Origin of the sequence: Desulfobacter hydrogenophilus (assembly GCF_004319545.1) — a bacterium.
GTDB lineage: Bacteria > Desulfobacterota > Desulfobacteria > Desulfobacterales > Desulfobacteraceae > Desulfobacter > Desulfobacter hydrogenophilus.
Genome location: NZ_CP036313.1, coordinates 3,652,993 through 3,677,532 on the forward strand (window position 1 = coordinate 3,652,993; position 24,540 = coordinate 3,677,532).

Genomic DNA, 24,540 nt, shown 5'->3' on the forward strand with positions numbered 1-24,540 from the left:
TTTTGCGGTTATGGTCTTCTTTTTGTCATGGGGCGATGACCGTAGCTTTTATGGGATAGGAAGACCAGAGCTGAACGTTTCCGGCATAGTTGATCATGAATTGAGACCCGAAAAGAAAGGTAAAAATGCCAAAGACATATAACAATCTATGGGAAAAAGTCGTTGAATATGAAAATCTGCACAAAGCTTTCCTGGCTGCCAGGAAGGGCAAGAGATATCAGCTGGATGTTTTAAATTTTTCGGAAAGACTTGAAGAGAACCTGATCGACATTCAAAATCATCTCATGTGGAAGTCCTGGAGCCCGGGCAAATACAAAAGCTTTATCACTCATGAGCCAAAGAAGCGCTTTATCCAGGCGCCACCTTTTAAAGACAGGGTGGTACATCATGCGCTGGTGCAAATCATAGAGCCCTTGTTTGAAAAAAAGTTCATTTACCATTCTTACGCCTGCAGGCGGGGGAAGGGCACCCATGGTGCGGTGGCTAAAACCCAGGCGTATTTAAAGATTGCAGCGGCTAAATGGGGAAATGAATCCGCATACGTCTTAAAAGCGGATATCAGCAAATACTTTCCCTCCGTCAATCACAGAATTCTGATGAAAATCCTAAAGAAAACAATCCGGGACAAGGATGTATTGTGGCTGTGCGGGCTGATCATCTACAAAGGTGGTGTTGGCGGGTTTAGCATCCCGGTCGGGGCTTTGACATCTCAGTTGTTCGCCAATATCTACCTGGACCAGCTGGATCATTTCATGAAAGATCAATTGGGTCTGCCCTATTATATAAGGTATATGGACGATTTTATTGTTTTTGGGCCGGACAAGCACTGGTTGCGCAAGGCCATGATTCTGGCAGTTGGTTTTATTACCGACGAGCTTCAGCTCAGGATGAATCCAAAGACACAGATATTCCCGATCCGTCAGGGGGTTGACTTTTGCGGGTACAGGATGTGGCCCACACATGCCTTGCCACGCAAGCGGAATGTTAAACGGGCTAAGTTGCGATTTTTGAAGCTGACGAGGCAATATTCGGATGGTGTGGTGGGTTTAAGGGGTGTGTTTGCTTCGGTGTCTTCTTTTGTCGGATATATGAAGCATTGCAGTTCTTATACTACGACAAAAAATATTCTTACTTCAATCCGGTTGATGAAAAACAAAAGTGAAGAAGGCAATTAAATCATATGCAAACAAAAAAATTCAAAGTATATTTGACCATATCAACATATTTTTTGCGGCCATTTATCTCAATTTTTAAGGTGCCGTTATAGCACGCGGCTACAGCCTTTGCCACATTTGGGGCATGCTTTAATGTCAATGCCGGTCAGTCTGTGCATCATTTCTTCTACTGACTCATTTTCAGGATGTGCTGGCTCTTTGAACTTATCACCCGTCAATTTTCGGATCAGTTTTATGTTCACTGCTTTGTACCGGGGGGATAGAAAACCAAAGTGCCTGATTTTTTTAAACCCTCTGGGTAGCACATGAAGCAGGAACCGTCTGATGAACTCCACAGCATCAAGAGTCATCTCTTTTATGGCATCATTTTGAGCCCGGTCCTTCCAGGTGAACACAACTTTGCCGTCTTCAAAGGATTTGATACGGTAATTTGAAATGGCGACTCTATGGGTATACCTTCCTAAATATTCCAGGACTTTTTCAGGGCCGGAACAAGGGGCCTTGGCGTAACCGGACCATTTCTTTTTCCGGATAATTTTGATCAGGCGGTTGAAACCAGAACGGGTGCCGTACTTGGCCGTATTACCCGGGAACTTGAGATCCCCGTCCTGGTATAGTTGCTTGAGTCCTTTGATGTAGATGCCCTTGAACGCCTTTACTATGGAGGCTGTCTTGAATAGAAAATTCGTTTTGGATGGGGTCCATTGGGTTTTGTCTTCTGACAGCACACCGCCGGGAACAAGGCAGTGCAGATGAAAATGGTCCAGGATGGTCTGGTTCCATGTATGCAATACGGCAATAAAGCCAGCCTGCCCCTGGAGTCTCCATTGGGGATCGGTAGCAAATTGTTTAATGGTCTGATTTACCGAGGAGAACAGCAGGTCCAGCAACGGCTTCATATTACAGAGGATGATAGGATTCAGGTTGTGGGGCAGTGTGAACACCAAATGATAATAGGTGGCAGGCAATAGTTCTGACACCCGTTTATCTAACCATTTTTCCTTGGTCATGGTCTGGCATTTGGGGCAGTGCCGGTTCCTGCAGGAGTTGTAGGAGTTCTTTTGGAAATCGCAGTCAGGGCAAGCGTCTATATGGCCTCCTAAAGCAGCTGTTCGGCAGGTAATGATTTTATTCATGACCTTTATCTGTTCGTGTGAAGCTCCGAAAGTTTCCAAAAAGCGTTGCCCAGCGTGTCTGAAGATATCGGCAATGTCATGTTCGGGTCTGCTGCTTTTATTGCAGCATTCTCCGATCATTAAAGCACCACGTCAGCCGGGCTGACAACTTGGGATATGGCCTCATTGCTGATGTGAAGATACTTTGCCGTGGTTCTGATGGATTTATGACCGAGCATCTGCTGAAGTACATGTGTCCGGGTTCCCTGTTCGAGAAGGTGAGTCGCAAAGCAGTGACGAAGGGTATGTATGCCTTTGCCACGTTTTACACCGGCTTCTAACTTGGCCGTGTAATAAATTTTCTGAGCTGTCTCAACTGGCATCGGTTTTGATCTGGTTTTGCCGAAAAAGATCCATTCGTTCGGTTTAAAAAGCCGCCAGTAGTCTTCCAGAGTCTTTAGTAAGGTATCTGACAAGACTGTATACCGGTCTTTTCTGCCTTTACCTTGCTCTATCCGTATCATTTTGCGGGATCTTTCAATGTGTATCGGTTGGAGCTTTACAACTTCACTGACCCGCAATCCTGCGCTGTATGTGGCCAGAAGAAGGGCATAATGCTTGGGGTTGGTGCAGGCATTCAGTATTTGCGCCACTTCTTCCCGGCTCAGTGCCATGAAGATTTTCCTTTCCTGAGGCCGGGGCGGTATGGAAATCTTGGGCTCCCGTTTTAATACATGCCTGTAAAATCTCTTTATCCCTGAGAACTGTACATTGCAGCTACTCCAGGCCAGTTGTCGGTCTGCAATAATATAGTCGAGATAATCTTGGATCTGGGAATCGGTCAGTTGATCCGGTGCTTGCTTGTAGTGCGCGGCAAGCAATTTTACCGCATTCATATACGCCGCATTTGTTTTTGGCGAAAGCCGGTGAAGAGTCATGTGTCGATCAAATTGTTGGCGAAGTTGTGTCATCTTTTCCTCCTGAATTATGGGTGGATACTCAGGAGAATGATGGAATAAGACAGGGTAAATATAAAGGGATATTGTATAGTCGCGGCTGACTGGCCCATCAATGGGTAAGATGCCAGGTTGGCGTTTCTTTCCGCGGAGCGGTTTTGTTCAACAAGTAATTGTGTAGTTTTTTTCTGGATAACTCCAAACCATTTCATTCCTATTTTCAGTATCAGAAAAAAACCGAATTGACAAATAAATTATAAAGATGCTATAGGATTTTCTAACGGGATAACATGCGGATTTTGGAGTTATGCAGCAAAATGCCACTCATTCAGATCAACCAGAATTTATTAACCAGTTACAACCAGGAATTGGTTTACAAAAATGTTCCGGCAAAAGAACAGCAGTACTATGTGAAATGGTTGAGGTACTATCTGGATTTTTGCAATAAATACAAATTCAATTCTGCAGACGATGGTAGTATTCCCCATTTCATTGAAAAATTACATTCAAAAAGGCAATCGACGTTTCAAAAGCAACAGGCACAAAAAGCAATAAAAATATATTTCGGGTTGATTGCCCGGGAACAACAGAGAAAGCAGACTTATCAAAACCCTAATGCAGACAAAATAACCTGCAATGAAATTGGTGAGGCTCCACAACCCTATCAGGGTAAAGTTCAAAATAATCGTGCTGTTTATTCACCACAGCCTGAAAGACGGTCTGCGGCCACACCATCAAAACCTGATGTAACGCCCGATGCAGTCAGTGATGTGGAAACAGGCCAATCATGGGAAACCGAATTTAAAAAACTGTCTGATGAAATTAATGTCCGCCACTATTCACCTAAAACACTAAAGTCGTATCGCCTATGGGCCCAAAAGTTACAAACCTTTACCCGGTCAAAATCCCCATCACTTTTGGATGTCAATGATGTAAAAGCGTTTTTAACCCATCTTGCAGTGGAAAAGAAAGTCTCTGCATCATCACAAAATCAGGCATTTAATGCATTGCTTTTCTTTTTCCGGCATGTGCTGGGGAAGGAATTTGGGAAAATTGATGGTGTGGTTCGCGCGAAAAGACGGCCGTATATACCAGTTGTTTTATCTAAACAAGAAGTGAATGATGTGATTTCCGTGATGCGTCCTCCTTGTGATTTGGTAGTAAAAATGCTTTATGGCTGCGGATTACGACTGTCGGAATGCCTGAATTTGCGAATTAACAATTTCAATTTTGATGCCGGGATATTAACCGTCCATGACGGTAAAGGAAAAAAAGATAGAACGGTTCCCATTCCAAAAGTCCTGGTTGATGAATTGAAGGTCCAGGTGGACAAAGTGTATCAATTACATAAAACCGACCTTTCTAATGGGTATCATGGTGCTTTTATGTTTGACCGGATCGAAAAGAAATATAAAAATGCAGCTAAAGAATTTATCTGGCAATGGTTTTTCCCAGCTAAAACTCTGACTGAAGTCGCCGACACCAAGGAAATCAGACGATACCATTTCCATGAATCCCACGTTCAGAAAGCGATCAAAAAAGCAGTGAACAAAGCCAAATTAACAAAACGGGCAACCGCACACACATTCAGGCACAGCTTTGCAAGCCATCTGCTCCAGGCCAATTATGATATTCGTACTATACAGACCCTGCTGGGCCATAGCGATGTGCGAACCACCATGATATATACTCAGACCGTGCCGTCCATGACCGTAAAAGAGGCCAGGAGCCCTTTGGATATGACCTAAAAATTCAAGCGTCCTTTGACCTGATATGCAAATCTCCGGTCATGAAATTTTATATCTGCTGAACCCAATACCCATATTTCTAAAGTAGCATAGTGGTTTTCATTGATTAAAATTTTCAAATCGCATCCATCTAAGAATAAGTAATATCAGGGTGAGCAATCATGGTATAATTGAATTCTTTTTCTGAAATTATCCGACTACCATATATAGTGCCTGCATTGAAACGCTAAGAATCAATTTTATTAGAGATTAACCTTATCCTTCCCAAATTTAGGACTGTGAGTGAAATTAAGGGGTTAGGCCCATGGTCAGAATCAAATCCGCCACAGATGCGGCGGATTTTAAGTCGCCGTCAAGGCAGGCCAATGGAACATATTTGAGATATATGTCCATTGGCATAAGGTTCATGGAAATTTTAAAATCCATCAATAGGGAGAAGGCCGATTTGTATGATTTGATTGCCCGTCTTCAAGGCGCATCAATGAAATTATATTGTTCCTGATGCCCATTAGTGCAACGAAGAAGACGGGTAAAAAGACAAGTCCTATGGTGGATTTTATTGTCTCTATGGCCCTAACCTTTAAGACAGGGTTTGCGTGCTGCACCCACCTCATCCAGCCGTGTTACCTTAGGAAGATTCGGCGCTGAGTGCAATTTATCCGGGTTTGACGCTGCCTCTTTAACAATGGCCTTTACGGCGCCAATAAATTGGTCAATGTCATCTTTGGATTCGGTTTCCGTGGGCTCCACCATAAAGGCTGCATCCACCACCAGGGGAAAATATACCGTGGGTGGATGAAATCCGTAATCCAAAAGCCGCTTGGCCATATCCATGGTACTGACATGATACTCCTGAACACTTTTGTCAGTAAAGACACATTCGTGCATGCAGGGCCGGTCATAAGGCAGGTCCAGAGTCGTTTTAAGGCTTTCCTTGATGTAATTGGCATTGAGCACGGCAAGCTGGGAAGCACGCTTTAGGCCGTCTGCCCCCATGGTCAGAATATAGGCATAGGCCCTGACCATGACGCCAAAATGGCCATAAAAGGTGTGCATCCGACCGATGGTGTCGGGGCAATCTGTAATAAAAGAATAGGTACCGTTCTCTTTTTGAATCCTCGGCACAGGAAGAAAGGGGATCAGTTCTTCAACAACGGCCACCGGACCTGAACCGGGTCCGCCACCGCCGTGGGGGGTGGAAAAGGTCTTGTGAAGATTTAAATGAAGCACATCAATGCCAAGTTTGCCGGGTTGGATAATCCCCATGACGGCATTCATGTTGGCGCCGTCGCCGTAAACAAGACCGCCCTTGGCATGGACAATGTCACAGACCTCCTGGATATTTTCTTCAAACAACCCCAGTGTGTTGGGGTTGGTGATCATGATGCCGGCGGTCTCTTCGTCCATGGCCTCGGCCACCACCTGGGGATCCAGTATGCCTTTGGGGCCTGATTTTATATTCACGGCTTTATATCCGCAAAGGGTTGCGGAAGCAGGATTGGTACCATGGGCCGTGTCCGGGATCAGGATTTTTGAGCGCTGTTTCCCCTGTTTGGCGTGCCAGGCATGAATTATGAGCATGCCGGTGAGCTCCCCATGGGCACCGGCCGCCGGTTGCAAAGTGACGGCGGGAAATCCTGTGATTTCCCCAAGCAGTTGCTCCAGCTCATACATCAATTTTAAGGCCCCTTGGGAAAATTCATCCCCGGCCAAAGGATGGGCTGCGGCAAATCCTTTACGGGCTGCCTGGACCTCATTGGTTTTGGGATTGTACTTCATGGTGCAGGACCCCAAGGGATACATGCCTGAATCCACACCAAAATTCCATTGGGAAAGGCGGGTAAAATGACGGACGACATCCAGTTCAGACAATTGCGGAAGTTCCGGTGCATCGTCGGTGAGTGCCGGATCAAGATCCGCCCTTGGCACATCACTTCTGGGCATGGAGATGCCGCATCTGCCTTCCCGGCTTTTCTCCCATAATTCAGGTTCGTTAAATATAAGGCCGGTTGTGCCTGGGTTTGTCATTATTGTACCTCCTTTGCCAAAAGGTCCATGGCTTGTCTGGTCACGGTTTCCGTGGCACAGAAAAGATAATGGTCCGGCATGTCCGGGTAATATGATTCAAGGGGAACACCTGCATACAGATTGTGTTTTTTTGCAAGTTCTCTTCGCTTGGCTGCAAATCCGGCCGGGGCTTTCAGAACAAATTCATTGAAAAAGGCGCCGTTGTAAATAGAACTGAACCCGGCATCCACAAGCACATTTTTCAGGTAAACGGCCTTGTCGTGATTGAGCTGGGCGATTTCCCTGATTCCTTTTTTCCCCGCGGCAGCCATGTATACGGCGGCGGTCATGGCGTTGAGGCCGTTATTGGAACAGATATTGGAAGAGGCTTTTTCCCTGCGGATATGCTGCTCTCTGGTGGCAAGGGTCAGCACATACCCCCTTTGTCCGTTTGAATCGGTGGTTTTTCCCACAAACCGTCCGGGAAGGGTTCTCATCAGTTTCTTAGTTCCCGCTAAAAGACCGAGTCCAGGTCCACCAAAGCTTTTGGTCATGCCAAGGCTTTGGCCTTCGCCTGCCACAAGATCGGCCCCAAAGCATCCTGGACTTTTCAGCAGGCCATGGGCCAGCGCCTCGGTGAATGAGGCAATCAACAGGCATTCTTTTTCATCGGCCACAGCTTTAAAACTGCCGAGATCTTCAATGTTTCCCAAAAAGTTAGGGGATTGAACCGCCACCCCTGCAATACCATCCATGGCTTTCAAGGCAGCCACATCCGTCAAGCCGTTTTTATCTGCCGGTATTTCAACCATTTCAAATTCGGATGGATTCAGATAGGTTTTCGTGATTTGGCGATGGGCAGGATGAATAAGGCTTGATACGGCAATTTTATTTGCCTTTTTTGACTTGTTCAGGGCAATCAGCGCACATTCCGCCAGGGCGGTGCCCCCATCGTAATGGGATGCCGTGGCAATGTCCATACCCAAAAGCGCTGTAATCATGGTTTGAAATTCATAGATACCCTGCAACGTACCCTGACTGACCTCGGGCTGGTACGGGGTGTAGGCCGTCATAAATTCGGATCTGGAAATCAGGTAGGGCACAATGGCAGGAATATGGTGGTCGTAAGAACCGGCGCCCATCAGGCATGTATATGATCCACATGCCGCATTTTGTGAGGCCAGTGCTTCCATTTCGACATTTAAATCCCATTCGCTTAACGCGTCCGGCAGGTTCAATCCGGTCTTGGTCTTGGCAGAATCGGGAATGGTTTCAAATAGCTGATTCAGATCGGCGTGGCCGGTGACAGCCAGCATCTGTTCGATGTCCTGTCTGGTATGCGGCAAATAGCGCATGGCATTTATCCTTTCAGCATTTCAAGGTATGCAGCCTGATCTTTAAGGCTGTCCATTTCGGACAGGTCGTCAGGTTTAATTTTGACAAGCCAGCCTTTGTCATAGCAGCTGGTGTTGACAAGTTCCGGCGCGTCTTCGAGTTCTGAATTAACCTCAACAATTTCACCTGCAATGGGAAGAAAAATTTCAGATACCGCCTTAACGGACTCCACACTGCCAAATTCGTCTCCCTGACCAAAGGTGTCACCAATTTCCGGCATTTCCACAAAAACAATTTCGCCAAGCTGGTCCTGGGCGTAGTCAGAAATACCCACGCTGACCAGATCACCTTCAACCTTTGCCCATTCATGGTCATCGGTATATTTGACATCTGATGGAAAATTAAGCTCTTCAATGGTTTTCATATCGTCTCCTTTTTTATTTAAAGTGTTTGATTGCAAGCCTTGCTGTCCTGTCCGGCCTTATATCGGAAATAAGCCGCACCCCGATTTTGCGCTTCCCTTCAACAAGGGACAACCGGGTCTCCATGTCAAGGGGCTGGTTGACCATGACAAATCCACAGGCAAGTCCCTTTATTTTGACATCCGGGGCCAGGTTTGGCGTATTGATGCTCACGATTTGGCCTTCATGCCAAAAAATTCCCATGTCTGTTGCACAGGTCAAGACCATGCCGATATCTTCGCCCTGCTCGGTGAGCACCCGGGCGGCACCACCTGACGACACCTTTCTTAAAGAGTCACCCACAAAGGCGTAGGTAAAAGATGGCTGATCCAGGTTCATCAGACTCGTATCCCCTAAAAATGTTTTGGTAAACTGCCGGGTACCTGCCTTAAAGGGCAGGGCAAACTCCCAGGGGTGGTTGATAAAGGGGAAATGTCCAATGTCCTGGTGGGACAGGGGCAGGCAGGCTCCGGCCCTTAAAGAGTCCCTGGCACCAAGGCCGCAGGGTATCAGGCCATAGGGGGAACCGGCATCCAAAAGATTGCTCCACAGTTTTTCAACCTTATCGGGCGCAATGAAAATTTCAAAACCGAATTCACCGGTATACCCCGTCCTTGATATAATGACAGGGGTACCATCCACAAGACTGACCGCATCAGGGGTGTCAGGGTTCAGATCGCCTTTGAAGGAAAAGTACGGCATTTTGTTAAAAACGTTTTCTTTGTCCTTAATCAGGCCTGACACGATTTTCAAGGCATTTTTGCCCTGGACATCCAACTTGGCAAGCTGATCTGATAGATCTTTTATTTCTACGGATTTTCCATCACCGTGCAAGACCAGATGTCCGGTAATTGCCCCCCCCATACCCGCATTGACGCAGACCATGAAGCTGGTATCGGAAAATTTATAAACAATGGCGTCATCAATGCAGTGTCCCTGGGCATCTAAAAATGCGCCGTAAACACACCGGCCCACTGACAGCTCGTTGATCTGTCTTGTGAAGCAAAAATCAAGCAGGGCAGGGGCGTCTTTGCCCTGTACCCGGATACAGTCCATATGGGATGTGTCAAACATGCCCGCCGATTTAAGCACGGCAAGATGCTCATTTTTAACCCCTGTATCATACCATAGCGGCATGTCAAATCCGCCGAAATCAGCCATATTGGCTCCGGCATTTTTGTGCCATGCATTTAATGGTGTCTTTTTTAGATTATCGGTCATGACAAAAGCCCTTTTCTATTATCAAATTTAAAAGATGTACGGCACTTTCAGGTTATATGATTTGTAAACCACAAAAGTTTCAACGGAATTTATCCCGTGAATTTTTGAAATTTCATTGGTGTAAAATTCAAGCAGATCAAATCCTTCTTTGAACAAAACCATCACCATGAGGTCATAACGTCCTGTGACCACGGATACGGAAACGACACCTTTCAGGCGGCTGATTTCCTTTCCTTTTTCCACCAGATTTGTCTCAGACAGCTTAATGCCCACAATTACACTTCTATGTCCCGGCAGTTTTTCCGGGTCCACAAGTCCGCAGAACTCAAGCACGCCTTCTTCCTGAAGTTTGAGGACCCTTGCCCGTACAGTATTCTCAGTAACGCCTATTTTGTCGGCTATTTTTTTGAAGGGTTTTTTACCTTCTTTGAGTTCTCTGATAATATTTATATTGGTGTCATCAATTTTCATTTTATGTCAATTTTTTTTGAAATAATTAATTCAGAAACCTCTTATTAGATAAAAATATCTTACCCATGGTTCGGAGTCAAACATAAAAATTGATTTTTTGATGAATTTAAAAATATATTTGGAAAAAATTTATGAAAGTATATATATTCTATTTGAATTCTAATGTAATTTGCAATTATTTGTAATCAGTATTGACGAGGATACATATGGCTGAAAATATCATTATCATCGGCGCAGGTCCCGGCGGTTACGTTGCCGCACTGAGAGCAGCCGGCCTTGGGGCCCGGGTGACCTTGATTGAAAAAGAACATTTGGGGGGGACCTGCCTTAATTACGGCTGTATTCCGTCTAAAATAATGAAAAATTCAGCAGATCTGCTGCTCAACTGTCTTAAGGCCGGCAGTCTGGGGATTAATATATCAGGAACCGTCAGCCCTGATATCAGTGTTCTGATGCAGCGAAAGGAAAAAGTGCTTGAAAGCCAGAGAAAGGGGCTTGCAGGTCTTCTTGAAAAAGCGGGGGTAACTGTTGTCATAGGCCGGGCGAAAATAGTCTCTCCGGGAAAAATAGAGATCGTATCTGACCGGAAAGATCCCATATCACTGGCGTACGACAAGTTGATCATTGCAGCCGGTACCGTGCCCATGAACGTTTCGGCTTTTCCTTTTGACCATGAAAAAATTTTGTCTTCCAATGATATCCTGTCACTGGATTACATTCCAAAGTCTTTAACTATTGTGGGCGGCGGGGTAATAGGGTGTGAATTTGCCTTTATATTCAGTTCCTTTGGCTGTCAAGTAACCATTGTTGAGGCCATGGACAGGATACTTCCCCTACCGAGTGTGGACGTGTCCTGCTCAAAGCTGCTGTTGCGTGAAATGAAAAAACGAAAGATTAAAGTGCTGACGGATACAATTGTGACACATGCTGAAAGTAACAATGATGGTCTTGATATTTTTCTGGATGTCAGCCCATTCACCAAGCCGGCCGGAAAACTGAAAACAGAATCAATAGAATCCGATGTCATGGCCGTGTGCATCGGCAGAAGTTCTTTGGCAGAAGAGCTGGGCCTTGAAAATATCGGCCTTAAAACAGACAAGGGCGGATGGATTACCGTGAATGAATATATGCAAACCCGTGTTGACAATATTTATGCCATCGGTGATATTCTCGGTCCTGCCCATGTGATGCTGGCCCATGTGGCATACCATGAAGGCTTTGTAGCGGCAGCCAATGCCTGCGGGCAAACAGGGGCGCCTAAAGCCGTCATGTCTTATGATACCGTGCCCGGGGCTATTTTTACCATGCCTGAAATAGGCACGGTTGGATTAACGGAAAAACAGGCCCGGGAACAGGGTAAGGACATTGAAACGGCAGTGGTAAATTTCAGGTCCCTGGGAAAGGCCCATGCCATTGATCAGATTGCCGGAGAAGCAAAGATGATTGTGGAAAAAGCATCGGGCAAAGTGATAGGGGTTCATATGACAGGCCCCCATGCCACGGATCTGATTGCCGAAGCCACCCTGGCCATCAACAAAGGGCTGACTGCCACGGATCTGGCCCAGACCATCCATGCCCATCCCACCCTGGCTGAAGTTATGGGAGAAGCGGCCTTAAAAATATTGGGTACACCGCTGCACGGTTAGGATTGTAGATTAACATAAGGATATAAAAGATGAGAGACCCATGGCATTTTGATCAAATTATAGACAGGAGCAATACAGGTTCCGCGAAATGGGAACCATCTGTGCTGGAGCAGAAATTCGGCAAAGGACGGGGTCATCTGCTGCCGTTATGGGTCGCAGATATGGATTTTATCTGTCCTGATGTGATCTTCGATGCCATGGAACAGCGCCTGTCCCACAGAGTTTTCGGGTACAGTCTAAATGACAGTCGGCACAATGACGCTTTGATTAACTGGTTTAACCGACGGCATGAATGGCAGATCCAGGCAGATTCAATTGTCAATACGCCGGGTATCGTGCCGGCGGTACACTACCTTATCCAGTGCTTTACCAAACCCGGTGACGGGGTATTGATTCAGCCGCCGGTGTACTATCCGTTTGCCCAGGCCATTCATACCAATGGCAGGCATGTGGTTAAAAATTCTTTGGTACTGGATAATTACCGCTATGATATGGATTTTAAAGACCTGGAAGAAAAAACCCGGGACCCACGGGTAAAACTTGCCATCCTGTGTTCGCCACACAATCCCGTGGGACGGGTATGGCACCGGGACGAGCTTGAACGGTTTGGGGCCATCTGCTTAAAAAATAATGTCCTGGTTTTTGCCGATGAGATACATTACGATCTGGTTATGCCCGGATTTAAACATACCAGTTACCAGTCCATCTCTTTTGAATTGAGTCAGGGTTCCATTGCAGGCAATGCCGCCTCAAAGACCTTTAATCTGGCCGGACTCGGCCATTCCTGTCTGATCATCCCCAACGAAGTATATCGCCATGAAATGGGCAAATTTTTTAACTGTCTTGGCTTTAATTCAACGGGGCCCTCTAATCTGTTTGGTGCTATTGCAACCCGGGCTGCCTATGAAGGCGGGGAACCCTGGCTGGTTGATCTAATCAGTTATATTTATGATAATTTTCTATATTTAAAAAAAAGAATCGAAAAAGAACTGCCGGGTGTACGGGTGTTTGATCTTGAAGCCACCTATTTGCCGTGGATTGATTTTAATCCTTTGGGACTGTCTCCGGAAAAAATCGTTAAGATCATTGAGGAAAAGGCCGAAATTGCCATAGATCACGGCAACTGGTTTGGACAGAGCGGGGCCGGGTTTGAGCGGATAAATATTGCCTGTCCAAGGCAATTGTTGTCTAAGGCGGCAGACGCTCTAACTGCAGCATTCGTTCCCTTTTGCAAATAAAATAATTAACTCATGGGCGGATTCACATCGAATTCGTTCATTTTATACAACAGGGTTTTATAGGATACTTTTAAAATTTTTGCGGCTCTGGATCGGTTCCACCCCACTTTTTCAAGCACAAAAAGGATCACTTCCTTTTCCACCTTGTCAGAGGCCAGTTTCTTTATTTTTTTTAAAGAGATGTCTTCAAATAATTTTTCAGAACTTGTGGACAGGTCTACAAATTCTGAAATGATCCTCAACCGCCGGTTTCCAGGGTCGTTGTCAAATCGATGCTCAGACGAATGGATGGCAGACCCGGCTAATTGCCCCTGGGACGTATTTTCTGAAGAAGATGTTTCAGTGTTGTATGCGGCGTCCGGTAGTTCTTCAAAAATTTTATCCCAGGAATTGAGCACCATCTGTTTTTTTATACAATTTTGCAGTTGGCGTACATTACCGGGCCAGGGATAATTGCAAAGCCGTTCCATGGTCCGGCTGTCAGGCCTTTCTGCCTGTATATTCAATTGTTCCGGCAAGTATTTTTTGAAGTAATATTCAACCAGGGCCGGGATATCCTCTGGACGTTCGCGAAGGGGCGGAATATGTATTTTAATAATATTAAGCCGGTAAAAAAGATCTTCTCTAAAGGTTTTGTTTTTTATGCTTTCTTCAAGACATTGGTTGGTTGCCGCAATAACCCAAACATCCGTTTTAAAATCCTTGTCCGATCCCAGAGGAGAAAACTCCCCGCTTTGGAGCACGTGGAGCATTTTGGATTGAAGGTTAAGGGGCATATCCCCGATTTCGTCAAGAAAAAGAACGCCCTTGTCTGCAGTCAAAAATTTTCCATAGCGTTTTTTATGTGCCCCGGTAAAAGCACCTTTTCATAGCCATAAAGTTCTGACTCCAGAAGGGTTTCAGGCAGGGCGGCACAATTTAGTTTTACAAAATTATTTTTACACCGATTCGACTCAGCATACAGGCTATGGGCAACCACTTCCTTTCCAACACCGGTTTCTCCTGTAATCAGGATGTTAAGACAGGTTTGGGCCACATGGCTGATCAATTCCTTGATTTTCAGCATAGCGCTGGAAACGCCTATCAGTGGGGTTGGTGAAGTCATATATTATAACGCTCTCTTTTTCTTAATTTTCTTTACGGCCTATAAGTTCGGCAACTGTGCGTTCAATTTTAAACAGGTCAACAGGTTTAAAAATAACAATATCCGCCCGGGCTTCAGACGCAAGGGCCCCGGGGTGATCGCCATACCCGGTCATGGCGATGGTTTTAATATCAGGGAAATCCTTTTTTACAATGGAAATCAACCCGACACCACTGATGTTAGGCATGACAAGGTCTGTAATCAGGCAATGGAAATAATCGGGTTTATCCCGTAGAATTTTTAAAGCGGCAAATCCGTCCACCGCAGTCTTAACCTCATATCCAAGAGAGTTAAAAAATTCATAAAAAGTGGACAGGATATCTTCGTTATCGTCCACGATCAGAAGTCGAGCCGCATTCGCCATATCAGCCTCTTTGTCAATGAAAATGAATAGTTCTTTATGTCCATATCCCAATCTTCTTGGTATATGCAAGGGAAAAAACATAAGTGTGAAAAAAAATATCCAGTTTATTGCACAAACCAGGAAGCAGAATGACGGCCGGTTTTAACTGCCTTGCCTAAAAATAAAATTCATATTATAAATTTGGACCTGCACTTGGGCCTGACAAAATTTTAGGTATCAGACAGAAACTTTCTGCTGTTTTGCAATTATGGAATAGATATAGTAATAAGGAAATTTAATGAAAAAATCAATTATCAGGGGCTCAGGCTTCTTTGTACCACCTCATATTGTTACCAACCAGGATCTGACCGAATTTATGGACACGTCCGATGAATGGATTCGCCAGCGCACCGGCATCCACCAGCGACACTGGGTCACCCAGGAAGATGTCTGCGGTGCATCGGATCTGGGTACCCAGGCCGCCCGCATGGCACTGGACAAAGCCGGTTGGCATCCCAACGATCTGGATTTTATCATTTTTGCCACCCTAAGTCCGGATATCATGTTTCCAGGGGGCGGGTGTCTTTTAGCGCGAAATCTTGAGCTTAATTCCACACCCGCCTTAGACATTCGCCAGCAATGCACCGGATTTTTGTATGGATTTGCCACAGCAGATTCCTATATCAAATCCGGGCTTGCCGCAAAGGTTCTTTTGGTGGGTGCTGAAGTACATTCCACAGGTCTTGACAAAACCACCCGGGGCAGGGATGTGACGGTGATTTTTGGTGACGGTGCCGCCGCCCTATGTATCGAAGCGGTTGACACGGATAAAAACGTGGGTCTGATTGCCTCGGCATTGCATGCAGATGGGCACTTTGCAGAAACTTTAAAAACCGAACTGCCTGCTTCCAATCTTTTTAAGCGCTTGCCCGATGATATCCCTCTTGATGACCCCAGATATTTTCCGTTCATGGACGGTCCTGCCATATTTAAAAAAGCAGTACGCATGCTTCCCAAGGTGACTAAGGAAGTGCTGGAAAAAGCAGGAATGGAATTGTCTGATATTGATCTTGTGATACCCCACCAGGCCAATAAACGTATTAACCAGGCCTTTGGCCAGTTTCTCAAGCTGCCCGAAGATAAAATTTTTCATAATATTGAAAAATACGGAAACACCACGGCTGCCAGTATTCCTTTGGCGCTTCATGAAGCCATTGAAGCCGGCCGTATTGGCAAATCCGGGGATGTTGTACTCTTTGCCGGTCTTGGTGCCGGTCTGACTTGGGGGGCTTCCCTTTATAGATTCCCCTAATGCGTTTTATCCTGTTCCGGGGATGTTTTGTTTCCTTGGAACAGGATTAGTTTTCATGCCAATTGTCTGGAGCAAGAGCACGTATTAATTCATTTCCGAAACAAAAGATCCAGATAAAAATTATCCGTTTTTGATGCGCAGGCAAACATATATGACGGATTCTGATTTTTTGCAGCCATTTCTTTTCGAATATCCCCGGCCATGACCTTGCCTAACTCCACACCAAACTGATCAAAGGGGTTTACACCGAGAATAAATCCTTCCAGAACGGTTCTGGCCTCGTAAAAAGAGAGCAACATGCCAACACTTTCGGGTTCAAGATTATCAATGGTTATTATTGTTGAGGGTCGGTTTCCGTCAAAATTTCTGGCCGGGTCATCGGAACTGCGGCCAAGGGCAAGTGCCCCGGCCTGGGCCAAAAGATTGGCCCATAGTTCCTGGTGGTTAGTCACCCCTTTGGACAATGCCTGAATACCGGTGTATCCCGGCGCTTTTATGCCGATGAAATCAACGGGGAAGGCGTTTCCCTGGTGTGCCAGCTGGAAAAATGAGTGCTGGGCATTGGTGCCGGGCTCCCCGAAAATAATGGTACCCGCGGGCCGGGTTAAGGGTTGTCCTTCCGGGGAAACCGATTTGCCGAGGCTTTCCATATAAAGTTGCTGGACATGGGGGCTGAGCCGAGCTAACCTTGACGCATAGGGAATAATGGCCTGGGCCGGGTATTCCATATACAGGGTGTTCCAAATGGAGATCAGGGCGGCGGTTAAGGCGATATTTTTTTCTGCCGGACTTTCCAGCACATGGGTATCCATAAGACGACAGCCGTCCAAAAAGCGTTTAAAAACATCATATCCAAGTGCAAGACTTAAAGGCAGCCCGCCCACAGCCGAGGATACCGAATATCTGCCACCGATGAAATCAAACATATGAAAGGAAGCAAGCACGGGTGTATCGGGATCGTCTCCCGGACTTCCCTTGGCCGTGATGGTGACCATGTGATCTTCAGGGGAGATCCCCTGGTTTGTCAGCCATGTGCTCACCTGGTTGAGGTTGGCCATGGTTTCGGTGGTGGTATAGGATTTGGAAATTACGATCCAAAGGGTGCTCTCTTTGTCAATGGATTCAATGACCCGGGCAAAATTATCAATATCCACGTTGGGCAAAAATAAAAGATCCATTTTTCTGTCAGCCCCGGCCAGGGCTTGGTAAACAAATTCACACCCAAGATATGATCCGCCAATACCAATGACAACCGCCTGGGTAAAAGGTTTTCCACATGCCGAGCTGATTTTGCCTTCATGCACGGATAGGCAAAATTGTTCTATTTTTTTATTGACTTGTTGCATCTGCGCTTTAACATCCATCTCCTTGAATAAAAGAGGTGAAGGTCCCGTCCCTCGTGCCGCAGTATGCAGCGCGGCACGGTTTTCGGTTGGATTTACGATTTGTCCTTGGGTCATCTCACTAAATTTTTTAAGTGCATTGGACAAGGTTTGGGATTCATGCAGCAAAGATAACGCATTTTCATCAAGCCGCTGACGTGAAAAATCCATAAAAAATCCGTCAATGCCAAGACTGAAATCGGAAAACCGTCCGGGGCGGTCTAAAAGCCTTCGCAAATGGTGATCCGGCGTGTTAATTTCCTGGGCCGCTTTTGTTAGTTTTGCATGAAGGTGTTTAATGGAAGAATCATCCGGATAAAGCAAACCGGTCTGGCTCATATTTATTTCTCCTTGCAATTGAAGTGTTCAAGCATATGAAAGTGATGGATTTGCTTGCCTGTTTGTTATTTATAGAATAAAAAGAGAAGAGAATAAACCCTTGGATTTTATAATTTGAAATTGCAGCATAATTTTCTAACTTCGAAAAATTTGATAATAAACGATCAAGTTATCTAAATAGTTGAATCATGAATTTAAAAAAAATTGAGGCCCTGTTACAAAAAGGGGTAAACATCCCAAATCCCGCCACCGTGTTTATCGGTGATGACGTTGATATTGAGCGCATATCCCCGGATGGGGTAACGCTTTTTTCGGGCACCAAATTAATCGGCGCACAGACCTTGATCATGCCGGGCACCATTCTGGGTTACGAAACGCCGGTGACGGCTGAAAATTGTCTCATGGGACCGGGGACAAAGCTGCAAGGCGGTTATTTTCAAGATACCGTTTTCATGGGAGACAATGTTTTTGGTTCGGGCGGGCATGTGCGAAAGGGCTGTATACTTGAAGAACAGGCAAATGCGGCCCACACCGTTGGACTCAAGCAGACCATCCTTTTCCCCTTTGTCACCCTTGGCAGTCTGATCAATTTCTGCGATTGTTTCATGGCCGGCGGCACCAGTCGAAAGGATCATTCCGAGGTGGGATCGTCCTTTATTCATTTTAATTATACCCCGAACCAGGACAAGGCAACGGCCTCCATGATGGGCAATGTCCACCAGGGCGTGATGCTTAACCAGCCGCCTGTGTTTCTTGGAGGCCAGGGTGGGCTTGTGGGGCCGGTCAGAATTGCCTTTGGATGTATCAGTGCCGCAGGATCCATTATTCGGAACAGTGAACTGCGGTGCGAGCGGTTGATCATGGGCGGAACAATGAGAAGTGCGTCCGTTCAATGGCGTCCCGGGATCTATACCCGGCCGGAGAGGATTTTAACTGAAAACATCTATTATATTTCAGGGTTGTATGCCTTAAAAGCCTGGTATTATTTCATTCGTTCGCTTTTCACCTGGGATTGGATGTCCCAAGCCCTTGTTTCAGGGTTGCAGAAAAATATTGATATCTGCATTCAGGAACGGGTAAAACGGCTGAATGCGTTTGGAGACAAACTTGAACAGTCAAAGAGGATTTTACTCCAAAGGGGAAAAGGGCAGGGTAGTCAGGCTGTTGACGCCCATGATACGGTTTTGGAAAAGCTGTCCCAGGCGTCATCGATATTTGATCAGGCTGAGAATGATATTAAAACCCCTGGGCCGGATGGGGAACAATTTATAGAATATATTGACATTCAAAGTATTCATAATAAAAAGGATTACGTGGGTATTATTCAGGACCTTGACGAATCAATTTCGATCATAGGATCAGCATGGCTTAAAGATATTGAAAATCGGATTGTTGGTGCGTTTAGGTTGAACGTATAATTTAATAAAAAAAAAGCAGGATAACCATTTCAATGGGACAGTTATTTGGAACAGACGGCATACGCGGCAGGGCAAACGCTTACCCCATGACATGCGACCTGGCCATGAAAATAGGCCAGGCAGTAGGTATTTTAACGCAAAAGTCTTCCAACCGATGTGTAATCATCGGCCGGGATACCAGAATTTCAGGCCAAATGCTTGAATCGGCGCTTACCGCCGGAATTGCCTCCGTTGGTGTTGATGTGATGATCGCCGGTGTTATTCCTACCCCGGGCGTGGCATATCTAAGTGGTGTCATGGAATCCTGCGGGGCCGGCATCATGATCTCCGCCTCCCATAATCCTTATTATGATAATGGCATCAAAATTTTTCAAAAGGGTGGGATTAAACTGTCCGATGACCAGGAGGCCGATCTTGAAAAAAATATCCTGGGTCCGCCCATTGAGCTGCCTTCAAAGATTGGAGCCATTGTATCTGTCGATGACGCCCAGGCCAGGTACGTACAATTTCTGGTTAAAAAATTTAATTTTCAAAATGAGCAAAGAAAACTCAAACTGGTTATTGATACGGCCAATGGCGCGGCCAGTTTTTGTGCGCCGGACATATTCACCCCTGACATTTTTGATGTAAGTTTTATCCACAACCAACCCAATGGCACAAACATCAATGAAGAATGCGGTTCCCAGCATACAAAAGACTTAAGCGACCATGTCAAAAAAGTTAACGCAGATATTGGCCTTGCCTTTGACGGTGATGCCGACCGTTTGATTGCCGTGGACGAAACAGGACAGCAGATAACCGGAGATATATTGCTGGCTGTCTTGGCCCAATTTGCCAAACAGACCGGAAAACTTGGCAATAATATCGTTGTGAGTACGGTCATGAGCAACGTGGGATTCGGCAACGCACTGGCACAATTAGATATTAAGCATGAAATAACCGGGGTAGGGGACAGAAAAGTGTTGGAGCGCATGAAAGAGACCGGTGCACTCTTGGGCGGGGAAGATTCGGGCCACATGATTTTTCTGGACGAACAGACCACAGGCGATGGTGCATTATCGGCACTAAAGCTTATAGAGGTGATGCTGGAAACCCAAAGACCTTTATCCGAACTTGCTAAAGTCATGACCGTTTATCCCCAGGTTCTGATTAATGTCGAAGTAGACGCATCCAGGCCCGATTTTATGAAAATGCCCATGGTTGCCGATGCAATTAAAGAAGTCGAGTCACAGCTTGGCAGCCAGGGCAGAGTACTTGTGCGGTATTCCGGTACACAACCCTTGCTCAGGGTAATGGTTGAAGGTCCTGAAGAATCTTTGACCCGTCAATGCTGCGAGAGAATCTGCGAGGCCATAAAAAAGAGTTTATAACAGTTATGGTAGATTCATATTACCAGTTTATATCCTATCCCATAGGAGGACTGGATAATCTTGCGCCCCGGAAGGTGCACTGCGATTTTTTTTCTTAAATTTTTGATGTGAAAATCAATGGTCCGGTCATAACCGTCATAATTGTATCCTTGCACCGTTTCTATGAGTTGAGTACGGGTAAACACCCGGTTCGGGCTCTCCATAAGAATTGAAAGTATATCAAATTCACTGGGTGTCAGATTCAGCTCACAATTATTCACTGTGACCCCCCGGGATGAGCGGTTCAATACCATGGGCCCCCGGGACAGGATCTCATCATTGGTTTGTCCCAGACTTCTGCGCAATATGGCCTTGACCCTGACCACGACTTCTCGGGGGCTGAACGGCTTGCAAACATAATCGTCGGCACCCAGTTCAAATCCGATTATCCGGTCCACTTCCTCTACCTTTGCCGTGATCATGAGAATGGGCACTTCGGAAAATTTCCTTATTTCCCTGCATATGGTTTTGCCGTCCACGCCAGGCAGCATGATATCCAGCAAAATTATTGACAAATTTTGACTTTTTACAAAGGCGACCACCTTTTCTCCACGGTCCATCAGGGTCACGGTGTACCCTTCTCTTATAAGGTAATCCCTTAAAATAGCAGCTATATCAGGTTCGTCTTCAACGATTAATATGTGTTCACCGGCCATGGGCAGTTTTTATCCTTATGGTTTGCTTGTTTCTGTGCTTATAGGCAGTTCAATGATGATTTTAAGCCCCCCCAGAGATGAGGGTCGCGCAGTGATTGTTCCCTGGTGCAACGAAATGATTTCCCGGCTCATGCTAAGACCCAGTCCACTTCCGCCCAGGGCTCGGTTTCTGGATTGATCCAAACGGTAAAGCCGCTCAAATATAGACTCAAGACACGCTGTTGGCACTGCCGGAGCAGAATCATCCATTTCAATCATCAAATGTGTTTGCTTGACCTTGCAATCCAGTTTCAATAACCCTGGGGCATCGGTATATTTTAATGTATTTTCCAAAAGATTTGCAAATACCCGTTTCAGCAGGGCGGCATCGCCCGAAACCAAAGGTAAAGTTCCCGGCTCCCATGCTTTTTGTATGTCAATGCCCCTTTGTTCATAGCGGATGGCAAACGCCTCAATAATTTTATTCAATAGCGCTTCAATGCTGATAGATTTTAGATTGACGGACAGATTTCCGGAATCCATCAAGGATATCTGGTGAAGATCGTTTATTAATCTGCCAAGGCCAAGGATATCTTTATGAAGAGAATCAAGAAACTCAGGTGTCATCTCCCGGATACCGTCCTGAATAGCTTCAAGCTTGCTCCGGATTACGGCAACAGGTGTACGCAGTTCATGGGAAATATCTGAAATCCAATTTTTTTTCATGGTTTCATACTGCTGCAGGGTCACGGCCATCCGGTTAAAATCCTGGGCAAGGGCCCCTAATTCATCATTTGACCGAACATTTACCCGTGCTTCAAAATTAAATCTTCGCATCTCCCGGGTACCCTTGGCAAGGGCGTTCACCGGGCGCAGAACCTGCCTTGAGATGATATAGGATACCAGCAGTGAAATGACAAGAATACCGACGCCGATAATATAAACAATCTGGGTCTGTTTTTTTAAAAAAGCAAGTTCCAGCGGCTGTCTCATATCGTACATGTTCACCAGGCCCAGATATCCGATTGTCCTGTTTGACAGCACAATGGGATAATAATCAAATTCACTGTCCTGGCGGCACTCTCCGGCCACATAGTTTTTTTGTTCATCAAACAGGCAAAGCCGGCGGTGCAGAGAAATTGGGTCATTGGGGATAGCTGCAGGATCGGAGGTTTGAGGACCGCGCGGCCCCGGCCCCGGTTTGGGGCCACCGTGCGGATGTCCAAAACCGGGGCCGGGGGGAATCATCTCAACCTCTCCCTGCACCGACCGAACCAAGTCAAGAAGGTCATGCCATGCCCTGGGGTCTTTTTTGAAGGCGTGCCAACCGGAATGCCGGGTGTAGCTTTTCGTGAGCAGAGCTATCATTCCAGCCTGTTTGCGAAACTCCACGTCATTTAAAAATCCAATGAAATTTTTACGGATAGTAAACTGCATCACCCCGACCACAAGCAGCAGGATAAGACAGGAGCTGAACACCAGTGCAATAAAAAGTTTGTATTTCAGTTTCATCTTTTGTTCTTTTTAAAATATTTTTTCAATGGTTTTATTATTATGTTGAAAACTGTTCAGTTTCAAGTTGTTCTCCCAAATCCTCTACTTGTTCACACATTTGTGATAGTCTGCAACACCATGGGACCGCAGATTAAATAATAAGCCGGTTGACAGTTGCGGCTGCCGCCGAAAAAAGTCAAAAACAATGAATGATCAAAGACCGTGTTTTAAATTTCATGATGTTTCGTTTGCCTGGCATGGAGAACGGGTCATACTGGACGGCCAGAGTTTTACCCTGCCCCAGGGAATATTTGCTTTGATCCACGGTCCATCCGGGGCCGGAAAATCAACCCTTCTGCGGTTGATGAACCGCCTGGAGGAGCCAGACACCGGAAAAATCAGCTACCTGGACCAAAATCTTACCGCCTGGAATCCTTCTGAGCTGCGGCAGCAGGTGGCCTATCTTCAGCAGACACCGGTCATCCCCGATCAATCAGTCAGAGATATTTTGCTCCAGCCCTTTTGTTTTTGCGTGAACAAAGAAAAGGCAAAACCGTCTGATAAGGTCCTGGAACAGCTGCTTGGCAAGGTGAAAATGAAAGATGTCGCGCTTGATGATTCCGGTGCGGCTCTTTCCGTCGGGCAGAGGCAGAGGCTGAGTCTGCTGAGAACTGTGTTGACCAGCCCAAGCGTATTGCTGCTTGACGAGCCGACATCTTCACTGGACCATGAGAGCAAGCGCTATGTCCATGAGCTGGTGGAAGATCTCAACCGACAGGGCACCACCCTTGTCATGATTACCCATGACAAATTTTTGCCAAAGAATGTTCCGGTGATGGAAATCACCATTGACCAGGGCAGGGTCTTTGTATGCCGTTGATAACAGGAGCCCTTGATATCAGCGTGGCTGAGCTTGCAATTGCATCACTTTTTATTGTTGCCGCAGGGGCAATTTCCCTGTGGGGCCGTATCGGTCTTGGCAAATCCATTCTCATGGGAGCTGTAAGATGCGTTCTTCAACTGACGATCATGGGCTATGTCCTCAGTTTTATATTCGGCATCGCATCTGCCTGGGTCGTTTTTTTAATTTTGTGTGTCATGGTGACATTTGCAGTCCGCATTGTCAGGGGAAATGTTTCGGAAAAAAGCATCCCTTTTGTTTTTCCCTCCTTTGTCACCATGCTTTTAGTGTATGTCGTTATTACGGGCATCGTTAGCGGATTAATTGTCGGGGTCAGACCTTTCTGGCATCCCCAGTACTTTATTCCCCTGGCCGGTATGGTGGCAGGCAACTCCATGACCGCCCTGGGTCTGTCACTGGATCGGCTGCTTTCTGATTTAAAAGCAAAACGTGATTTGGTGGAGATGAAACTTTGTCTGGGCGCAACACCCGTTGAAGCTTCACAGGATATTTTCAGGGATGCACTTAAAGCCGGAATGATCCCTTCAATCAACTCTCTGGCAGGCGTCGGCATTGTTGTTATTCCGGGGATGATGACCGGCCAGATTCTTTCCGGTGAAGACCCAATGCTTGCCATCCGGTACCAGATTGTGGTGATGTTTATGCTGGTGGCGTCCACTGCCCTGACCGTGTACATGGTTCTTGGCATTGTCAGGCAACGCTGTTTCAATCCCGGCTGGCAGCTCTTGCTAAGGCCGAAGCGCCCGTAGCCTCAACATTTAATTTTAAT

22 protein-coding genes and 1 pseudogene are annotated in these 24,540 nt (G+C 46.1%); 10 read left to right on the forward strand and 13 right to left on the reverse strand.

From position 1 onward, the window contains the following. Positions 1–125: 125 nt before the first annotated feature. Complete coding sequence (locus EYB58_RS16325) at positions 126–1,175, forward strand: reverse transcriptase/maturase family protein (RefSeq protein WP_111959869.1); 1,050 nt, start codon at positions 126–128, stop codon at positions 1,173–1,175. 86 nt (positions 1,176–1,261) lie between these two features. Here the strand turns inward: EYB58_RS16325 and EYB58_RS16330 are convergent, their stop codons facing one another. Continuing rightward, positions 1,262–2,431, reverse strand: coding sequence for an IS91 family transposase (locus tag EYB58_RS16330; protein ID WP_131072098.1), 1,170 nt, complete (start codon positions 2,429–2,431; stop codon positions 1,262–1,264). Continuing rightward, positions 2,431–3,261 (reverse strand): tyrosine-type recombinase/integrase, encoded by an 831-nt coding sequence (locus EYB58_RS16335; RefSeq protein ID WP_111960837.1) that lies wholly within the window; start codon positions 3,259–3,261, stop codon positions 2,431–2,433. Before EYB58_RS16335 ends, EYB58_RS16330 begins: the two co-directional genes overlap by 1 nt. Before the next feature lie 302 nt (positions 3,262–3,563). On the opposite strand from EYB58_RS16335, the gene EYB58_RS16340 reads away from it, so the two are divergent. Beyond that, positions 3,564–4,994 (forward strand): integron integrase, encoded by a 1,431-nt coding sequence (locus tag EYB58_RS16340; RefSeq protein WP_111956033.1) that lies wholly within the window; start codon positions 3,564–3,566, stop codon positions 4,992–4,994. A 304-nt stretch (positions 4,995–5,298) separates the two neighbouring features. Continuing rightward, positions 5,299–5,496 carry a hypothetical protein gene (locus EYB58_RS16345; RefSeq protein ID WP_111956027.1) on the forward strand — a complete coding sequence of 66 codons (198 nt, stop codon included), beginning with the start codon at positions 5,299–5,301 and terminating at the stop codon, positions 5,494–5,496. Between the two features lie 71 nt (positions 5,497–5,567). Here EYB58_RS16345 and gcvPB read toward each other — a convergent pair whose 3' ends face one another. From gcvPB to EYB58_RS16370, 5 genes are read right to left on the reverse strand one after another with little or no spacing between them, the layout of a single operon-like run. After that, the gene (gene gcvPB, locus EYB58_RS16350; protein ID WP_111956025.1) at positions 5,568–7,022 is read right to left on the reverse strand and encodes an aminomethyl-transferring glycine dehydrogenase subunit GcvPB; all 1,455 of its coding nucleotides are present in this window, start codon (positions 7,020–7,022) and stop codon (positions 5,568–5,570) included. Then, complete coding sequence (gcvPA, locus tag EYB58_RS16355; protein WP_111956023.1) at positions 7,022–8,356, reverse strand: aminomethyl-transferring glycine dehydrogenase subunit GcvPA; 1,335 nt, start codon at positions 8,354–8,356, stop codon at positions 7,022–7,024. Before gcvPA ends, gcvPB begins: the two co-directional genes overlap by 1 nt. 5 nt (positions 8,357–8,361) lie before the next feature. Beyond that, positions 8,362–8,760: a glycine cleavage system protein GcvH gene (gene gcvH / locus EYB58_RS16360; protein ID WP_111956021.1), complete on the reverse strand. Its 399-nt coding sequence runs from the start codon at positions 8,758–8,760 to the stop codon at positions 8,362–8,364. 13 nt (positions 8,761–8,773) lie between these two features. Then, the gene (locus EYB58_RS16365; protein WP_111956019.1) at positions 8,774–10,018 is read right to left on the reverse strand and encodes an aminomethyl transferase family protein; all 1,245 of its coding nucleotides are present in this window, start codon (positions 10,016–10,018) and stop codon (positions 8,774–8,776) included. 27 nt (positions 10,019–10,045) lie between these two features. Then, positions 10,046–10,489, reverse strand: a complete 444-nt coding sequence (locus EYB58_RS16370; protein WP_111956017.1) for an Lrp/AsnC family transcriptional regulator — start codon at positions 10,487–10,489, stop codon at positions 10,046–10,048. A 206-nt stretch (positions 10,490–10,695) separates the two neighbouring features. Between EYB58_RS16370 and lpdA the strand changes: the two genes are divergently transcribed. After that, positions 10,696–12,135 (forward strand): dihydrolipoyl dehydrogenase, encoded by a 1,440-nt coding sequence (gene lpdA, locus EYB58_RS16375; RefSeq protein WP_111956015.1) that lies wholly within the window; start codon positions 10,696–10,698, stop codon positions 12,133–12,135. Positions 12,136–12,164: 29 nt separating this feature from the next. Continuing rightward, positions 12,165–13,373, forward strand: coding sequence for a MalY/PatB family protein (locus EYB58_RS16380; protein WP_111956013.1), 1,209 nt, complete (start codon positions 12,165–12,167; stop codon positions 13,371–13,373). 5 nt (positions 13,374–13,378) lie between these two features. On the opposite strand, the gene EYB58_RS24820 is transcribed toward EYB58_RS16380, so the two are convergent. From EYB58_RS24820 to EYB58_RS16390, 3 genes and pseudogenes are all read right to left on the reverse strand, one after another. Further along, positions 13,379–13,774 (reverse strand): helix-turn-helix domain-containing protein, encoded by a 396-nt coding sequence (locus tag EYB58_RS24820; RefSeq protein ID WP_249037229.1) that lies wholly within the window; start codon positions 13,772–13,774, stop codon positions 13,379–13,381. After that, positions 13,751–14,478, reverse strand: a pseudogene (locus EYB58_RS25015) (sigma 54-interacting transcriptional regulator); the annotation flags it as partial. The pseudogene EYB58_RS25015 and the gene EYB58_RS24820, both read right to left, overlap by 24 nt. A 22-nt stretch (positions 14,479–14,500) precedes the next feature. Further along, positions 14,501–14,881, reverse strand: a complete 381-nt coding sequence (locus EYB58_RS16390; protein WP_111956031.1) for a response regulator — start codon at positions 14,879–14,881, stop codon at positions 14,501–14,503. Between the two features lie 277 nt (positions 14,882–15,158). On the opposite strand from EYB58_RS16390, the gene EYB58_RS16395 reads away from it, so the two are divergent. After that, entirely contained in the window at positions 15,159–16,172 is a 1,014-nt protein-coding gene (locus EYB58_RS16395) for a 3-oxoacyl-ACP synthase III family protein (RefSeq protein ID WP_111956011.1), read from the forward strand. A gap of 89 nt (positions 16,173–16,261) precedes the next feature. On the opposite strand, the gene EYB58_RS16400 is transcribed toward EYB58_RS16395, so the two are convergent. Next, positions 16,262–17,893 carry a glucose-6-phosphate isomerase gene (locus EYB58_RS16400; RefSeq protein ID WP_111956009.1) on the reverse strand — a complete coding sequence of 544 codons (1,632 nt, stop codon included), beginning with the start codon at positions 17,891–17,893 and terminating at the stop codon, positions 16,262–16,264. A gap of 188 nt (positions 17,894–18,081) precedes the next feature. Here EYB58_RS16400 and EYB58_RS16405 point away from each other — a divergent pair, with 188 nt between their 5' ends. Both EYB58_RS16405 and glmM read left to right on the forward strand, forming a co-directional pair. Continuing rightward, positions 18,082–19,311 (forward strand): protein GlmU, encoded by a 1,230-nt coding sequence (locus EYB58_RS16405; RefSeq protein WP_111956007.1) that lies wholly within the window; start codon positions 18,082–18,084, stop codon positions 19,309–19,311. A 32-nt stretch (positions 19,312–19,343) separates the two neighbouring features. Then, complete coding sequence (gene glmM, locus EYB58_RS16410; RefSeq protein ID WP_111956005.1) at positions 19,344–20,681, forward strand: phosphoglucosamine mutase; 1,338 nt, start codon at positions 19,344–19,346, stop codon at positions 20,679–20,681. 14 nt (positions 20,682–20,695) lie between these two features. Here glmM and EYB58_RS16415 read toward each other — a convergent pair whose 3' ends face one another. Both EYB58_RS16415 and EYB58_RS16420 read right to left on the reverse strand, forming a co-directional pair. Beyond that, a complete protein-coding gene (locus EYB58_RS16415) occupies positions 20,696–21,376 on the reverse strand; it encodes a response regulator (protein ID WP_111956003.1) in 681 nt (226 codons plus the stop codon). 15 nt (positions 21,377–21,391) lie between these two features. Beyond that, positions 21,392–22,867 (reverse strand): ATP-binding protein, encoded by a 1,476-nt coding sequence (locus EYB58_RS16420; protein ID WP_111956001.1) that lies wholly within the window; start codon positions 22,865–22,867, stop codon positions 21,392–21,394. A gap of 187 nt (positions 22,868–23,054) precedes the next feature. Here EYB58_RS16420 and EYB58_RS16425 point away from each other — a divergent pair, with 187 nt between their 5' ends. Together EYB58_RS16425 and EYB58_RS16430 are read left to right on the forward strand one after the other, a co-directional pair. Beyond that, on the forward strand, positions 23,055–23,729 hold the full coding sequence (locus tag EYB58_RS16425; protein WP_111955999.1) for an ABC transporter ATP-binding protein: 675 nt from the start codon (positions 23,055–23,057) through the stop codon (positions 23,727–23,729). Then, positions 23,720–24,520, forward strand: coding sequence for an ABC transporter permease (locus tag EYB58_RS16430; RefSeq protein WP_111955997.1), 801 nt, complete (start codon positions 23,720–23,722; stop codon positions 24,518–24,520). The genes EYB58_RS16425 and EYB58_RS16430 overlap by 10 nt, the downstream gene beginning before the upstream one ends. Positions 24,521–24,540: the final 20 nt, after the last annotated feature.

Bases quoted from the DNA above. Each gene is read 5' to 3' on its own strand.
- gcvPA (WP_111956023.1), bottom strand. From the start codon at position 8,356: ATGCGCTATTTGCCGCATACCAGACAGGACATCGAACAGATGCTGGCT.
- EYB58_RS16380 (WP_111956013.1), top strand. From the start codon at position 12,165: ATGAGAGACCCATGGCATTTTGATCAAATTATAGACAGGAGCAATACA.
- EYB58_RS16430 (WP_111955997.1), top strand. From the start codon at position 23,720: ATGCCGTTGATAACAGGAGCCCTTGATATCAGCGTGGCTGAGCTTGCA.
- gcvH (WP_111956021.1), bottom strand. From the start codon at position 8,760: ATGAAAACCATTGAAGAGCTTAATTTTCCATCAGATGTCAAATATACC.
- gcvPB (WP_111956025.1), bottom strand. From the start codon at position 7,022: ATGACAAACCCAGGCACAACCGGCCTTATATTTAACGAACCTGAATTA.
- EYB58_RS16340 (WP_111956033.1), top strand. From the start codon at position 3,564: ATGCCACTCATTCAGATCAACCAGAATTTATTAACCAGTTACAACCAG.
- EYB58_RS16370 (WP_111956017.1), bottom strand. From the start codon at position 10,489: ATGAAAATTGATGACACCAATATAAATATTATCAGAGAACTCAAAGAA.
- lpdA (WP_111956015.1), top strand. From the start codon at position 10,696: ATGGCTGAAAATATCATTATCATCGGCGCAGGTCCCGGCGGTTACGTT.
- EYB58_RS24820 (WP_249037229.1), bottom strand. From the start codon at position 13,774: ATGGTGCTCAATTCCTGGGATAAAATTTTTGAAGAACTACCGGACGCC.
- EYB58_RS16325 (WP_111959869.1), top strand. From the start codon at position 126: ATGCCAAAGACATATAACAATCTATGGGAAAAAGTCGTTGAATATGAA.
- EYB58_RS16425 (WP_111955999.1), top strand. From the start codon at position 23,055: ATGAATGATCAAAGACCGTGTTTTAAATTTCATGATGTTTCGTTTGCC.
- EYB58_RS16405 (WP_111956007.1), top strand. From the start codon at position 18,082: ATGAATTTAAAAAAAATTGAGGCCCTGTTACAAAAAGGGGTAAACATC.
- EYB58_RS16420 (WP_111956001.1), bottom strand. From the start codon at position 22,867: ATGAAACTGAAATACAAACTTTTTATTGCACTGGTGTTCAGCTCCTGT.
- EYB58_RS16400 (WP_111956009.1), bottom strand. From the start codon at position 17,893: ATGAGCCAGACCGGTTTGCTTTATCCGGATGATTCTTCCATTAAACAC.
- glmM (WP_111956005.1), top strand. From the start codon at position 19,344: ATGGGACAGTTATTTGGAACAGACGGCATACGCGGCAGGGCAAACGCT.
- EYB58_RS16415 (WP_111956003.1), bottom strand. From the start codon at position 21,376: ATGGCCGGTGAACACATATTAATCGTTGAAGACGAACCTGATATAGCT.
- EYB58_RS16330 (WP_131072098.1), bottom strand. From the start codon at position 2,431: ATGATCGGAGAATGCTGCAATAAAAGCAGCAGACCCGAACATGACATT.
- EYB58_RS16335 (WP_111960837.1), bottom strand. From the start codon at position 3,261: ATGACACAACTTCGCCAACAATTTGATCGACACATGACTCTTCACCGG.
- EYB58_RS16345 (WP_111956027.1), top strand. From the start codon at position 5,299: ATGGTCAGAATCAAATCCGCCACAGATGCGGCGGATTTTAAGTCGCCG.
- EYB58_RS16365 (WP_111956019.1), bottom strand. From the start codon at position 10,018: ATGACCGATAATCTAAAAAAGACACCATTAAATGCATGGCACAAAAAT.
- EYB58_RS16390 (WP_111956031.1), bottom strand. From the start codon at position 14,881: ATGGCGAATGCGGCTCGACTTCTGATCGTGGACGATAACGAAGATATC.
- EYB58_RS16395 (WP_111956011.1), top strand. From the start codon at position 15,159: ATGAAAAAATCAATTATCAGGGGCTCAGGCTTCTTTGTACCACCTCAT.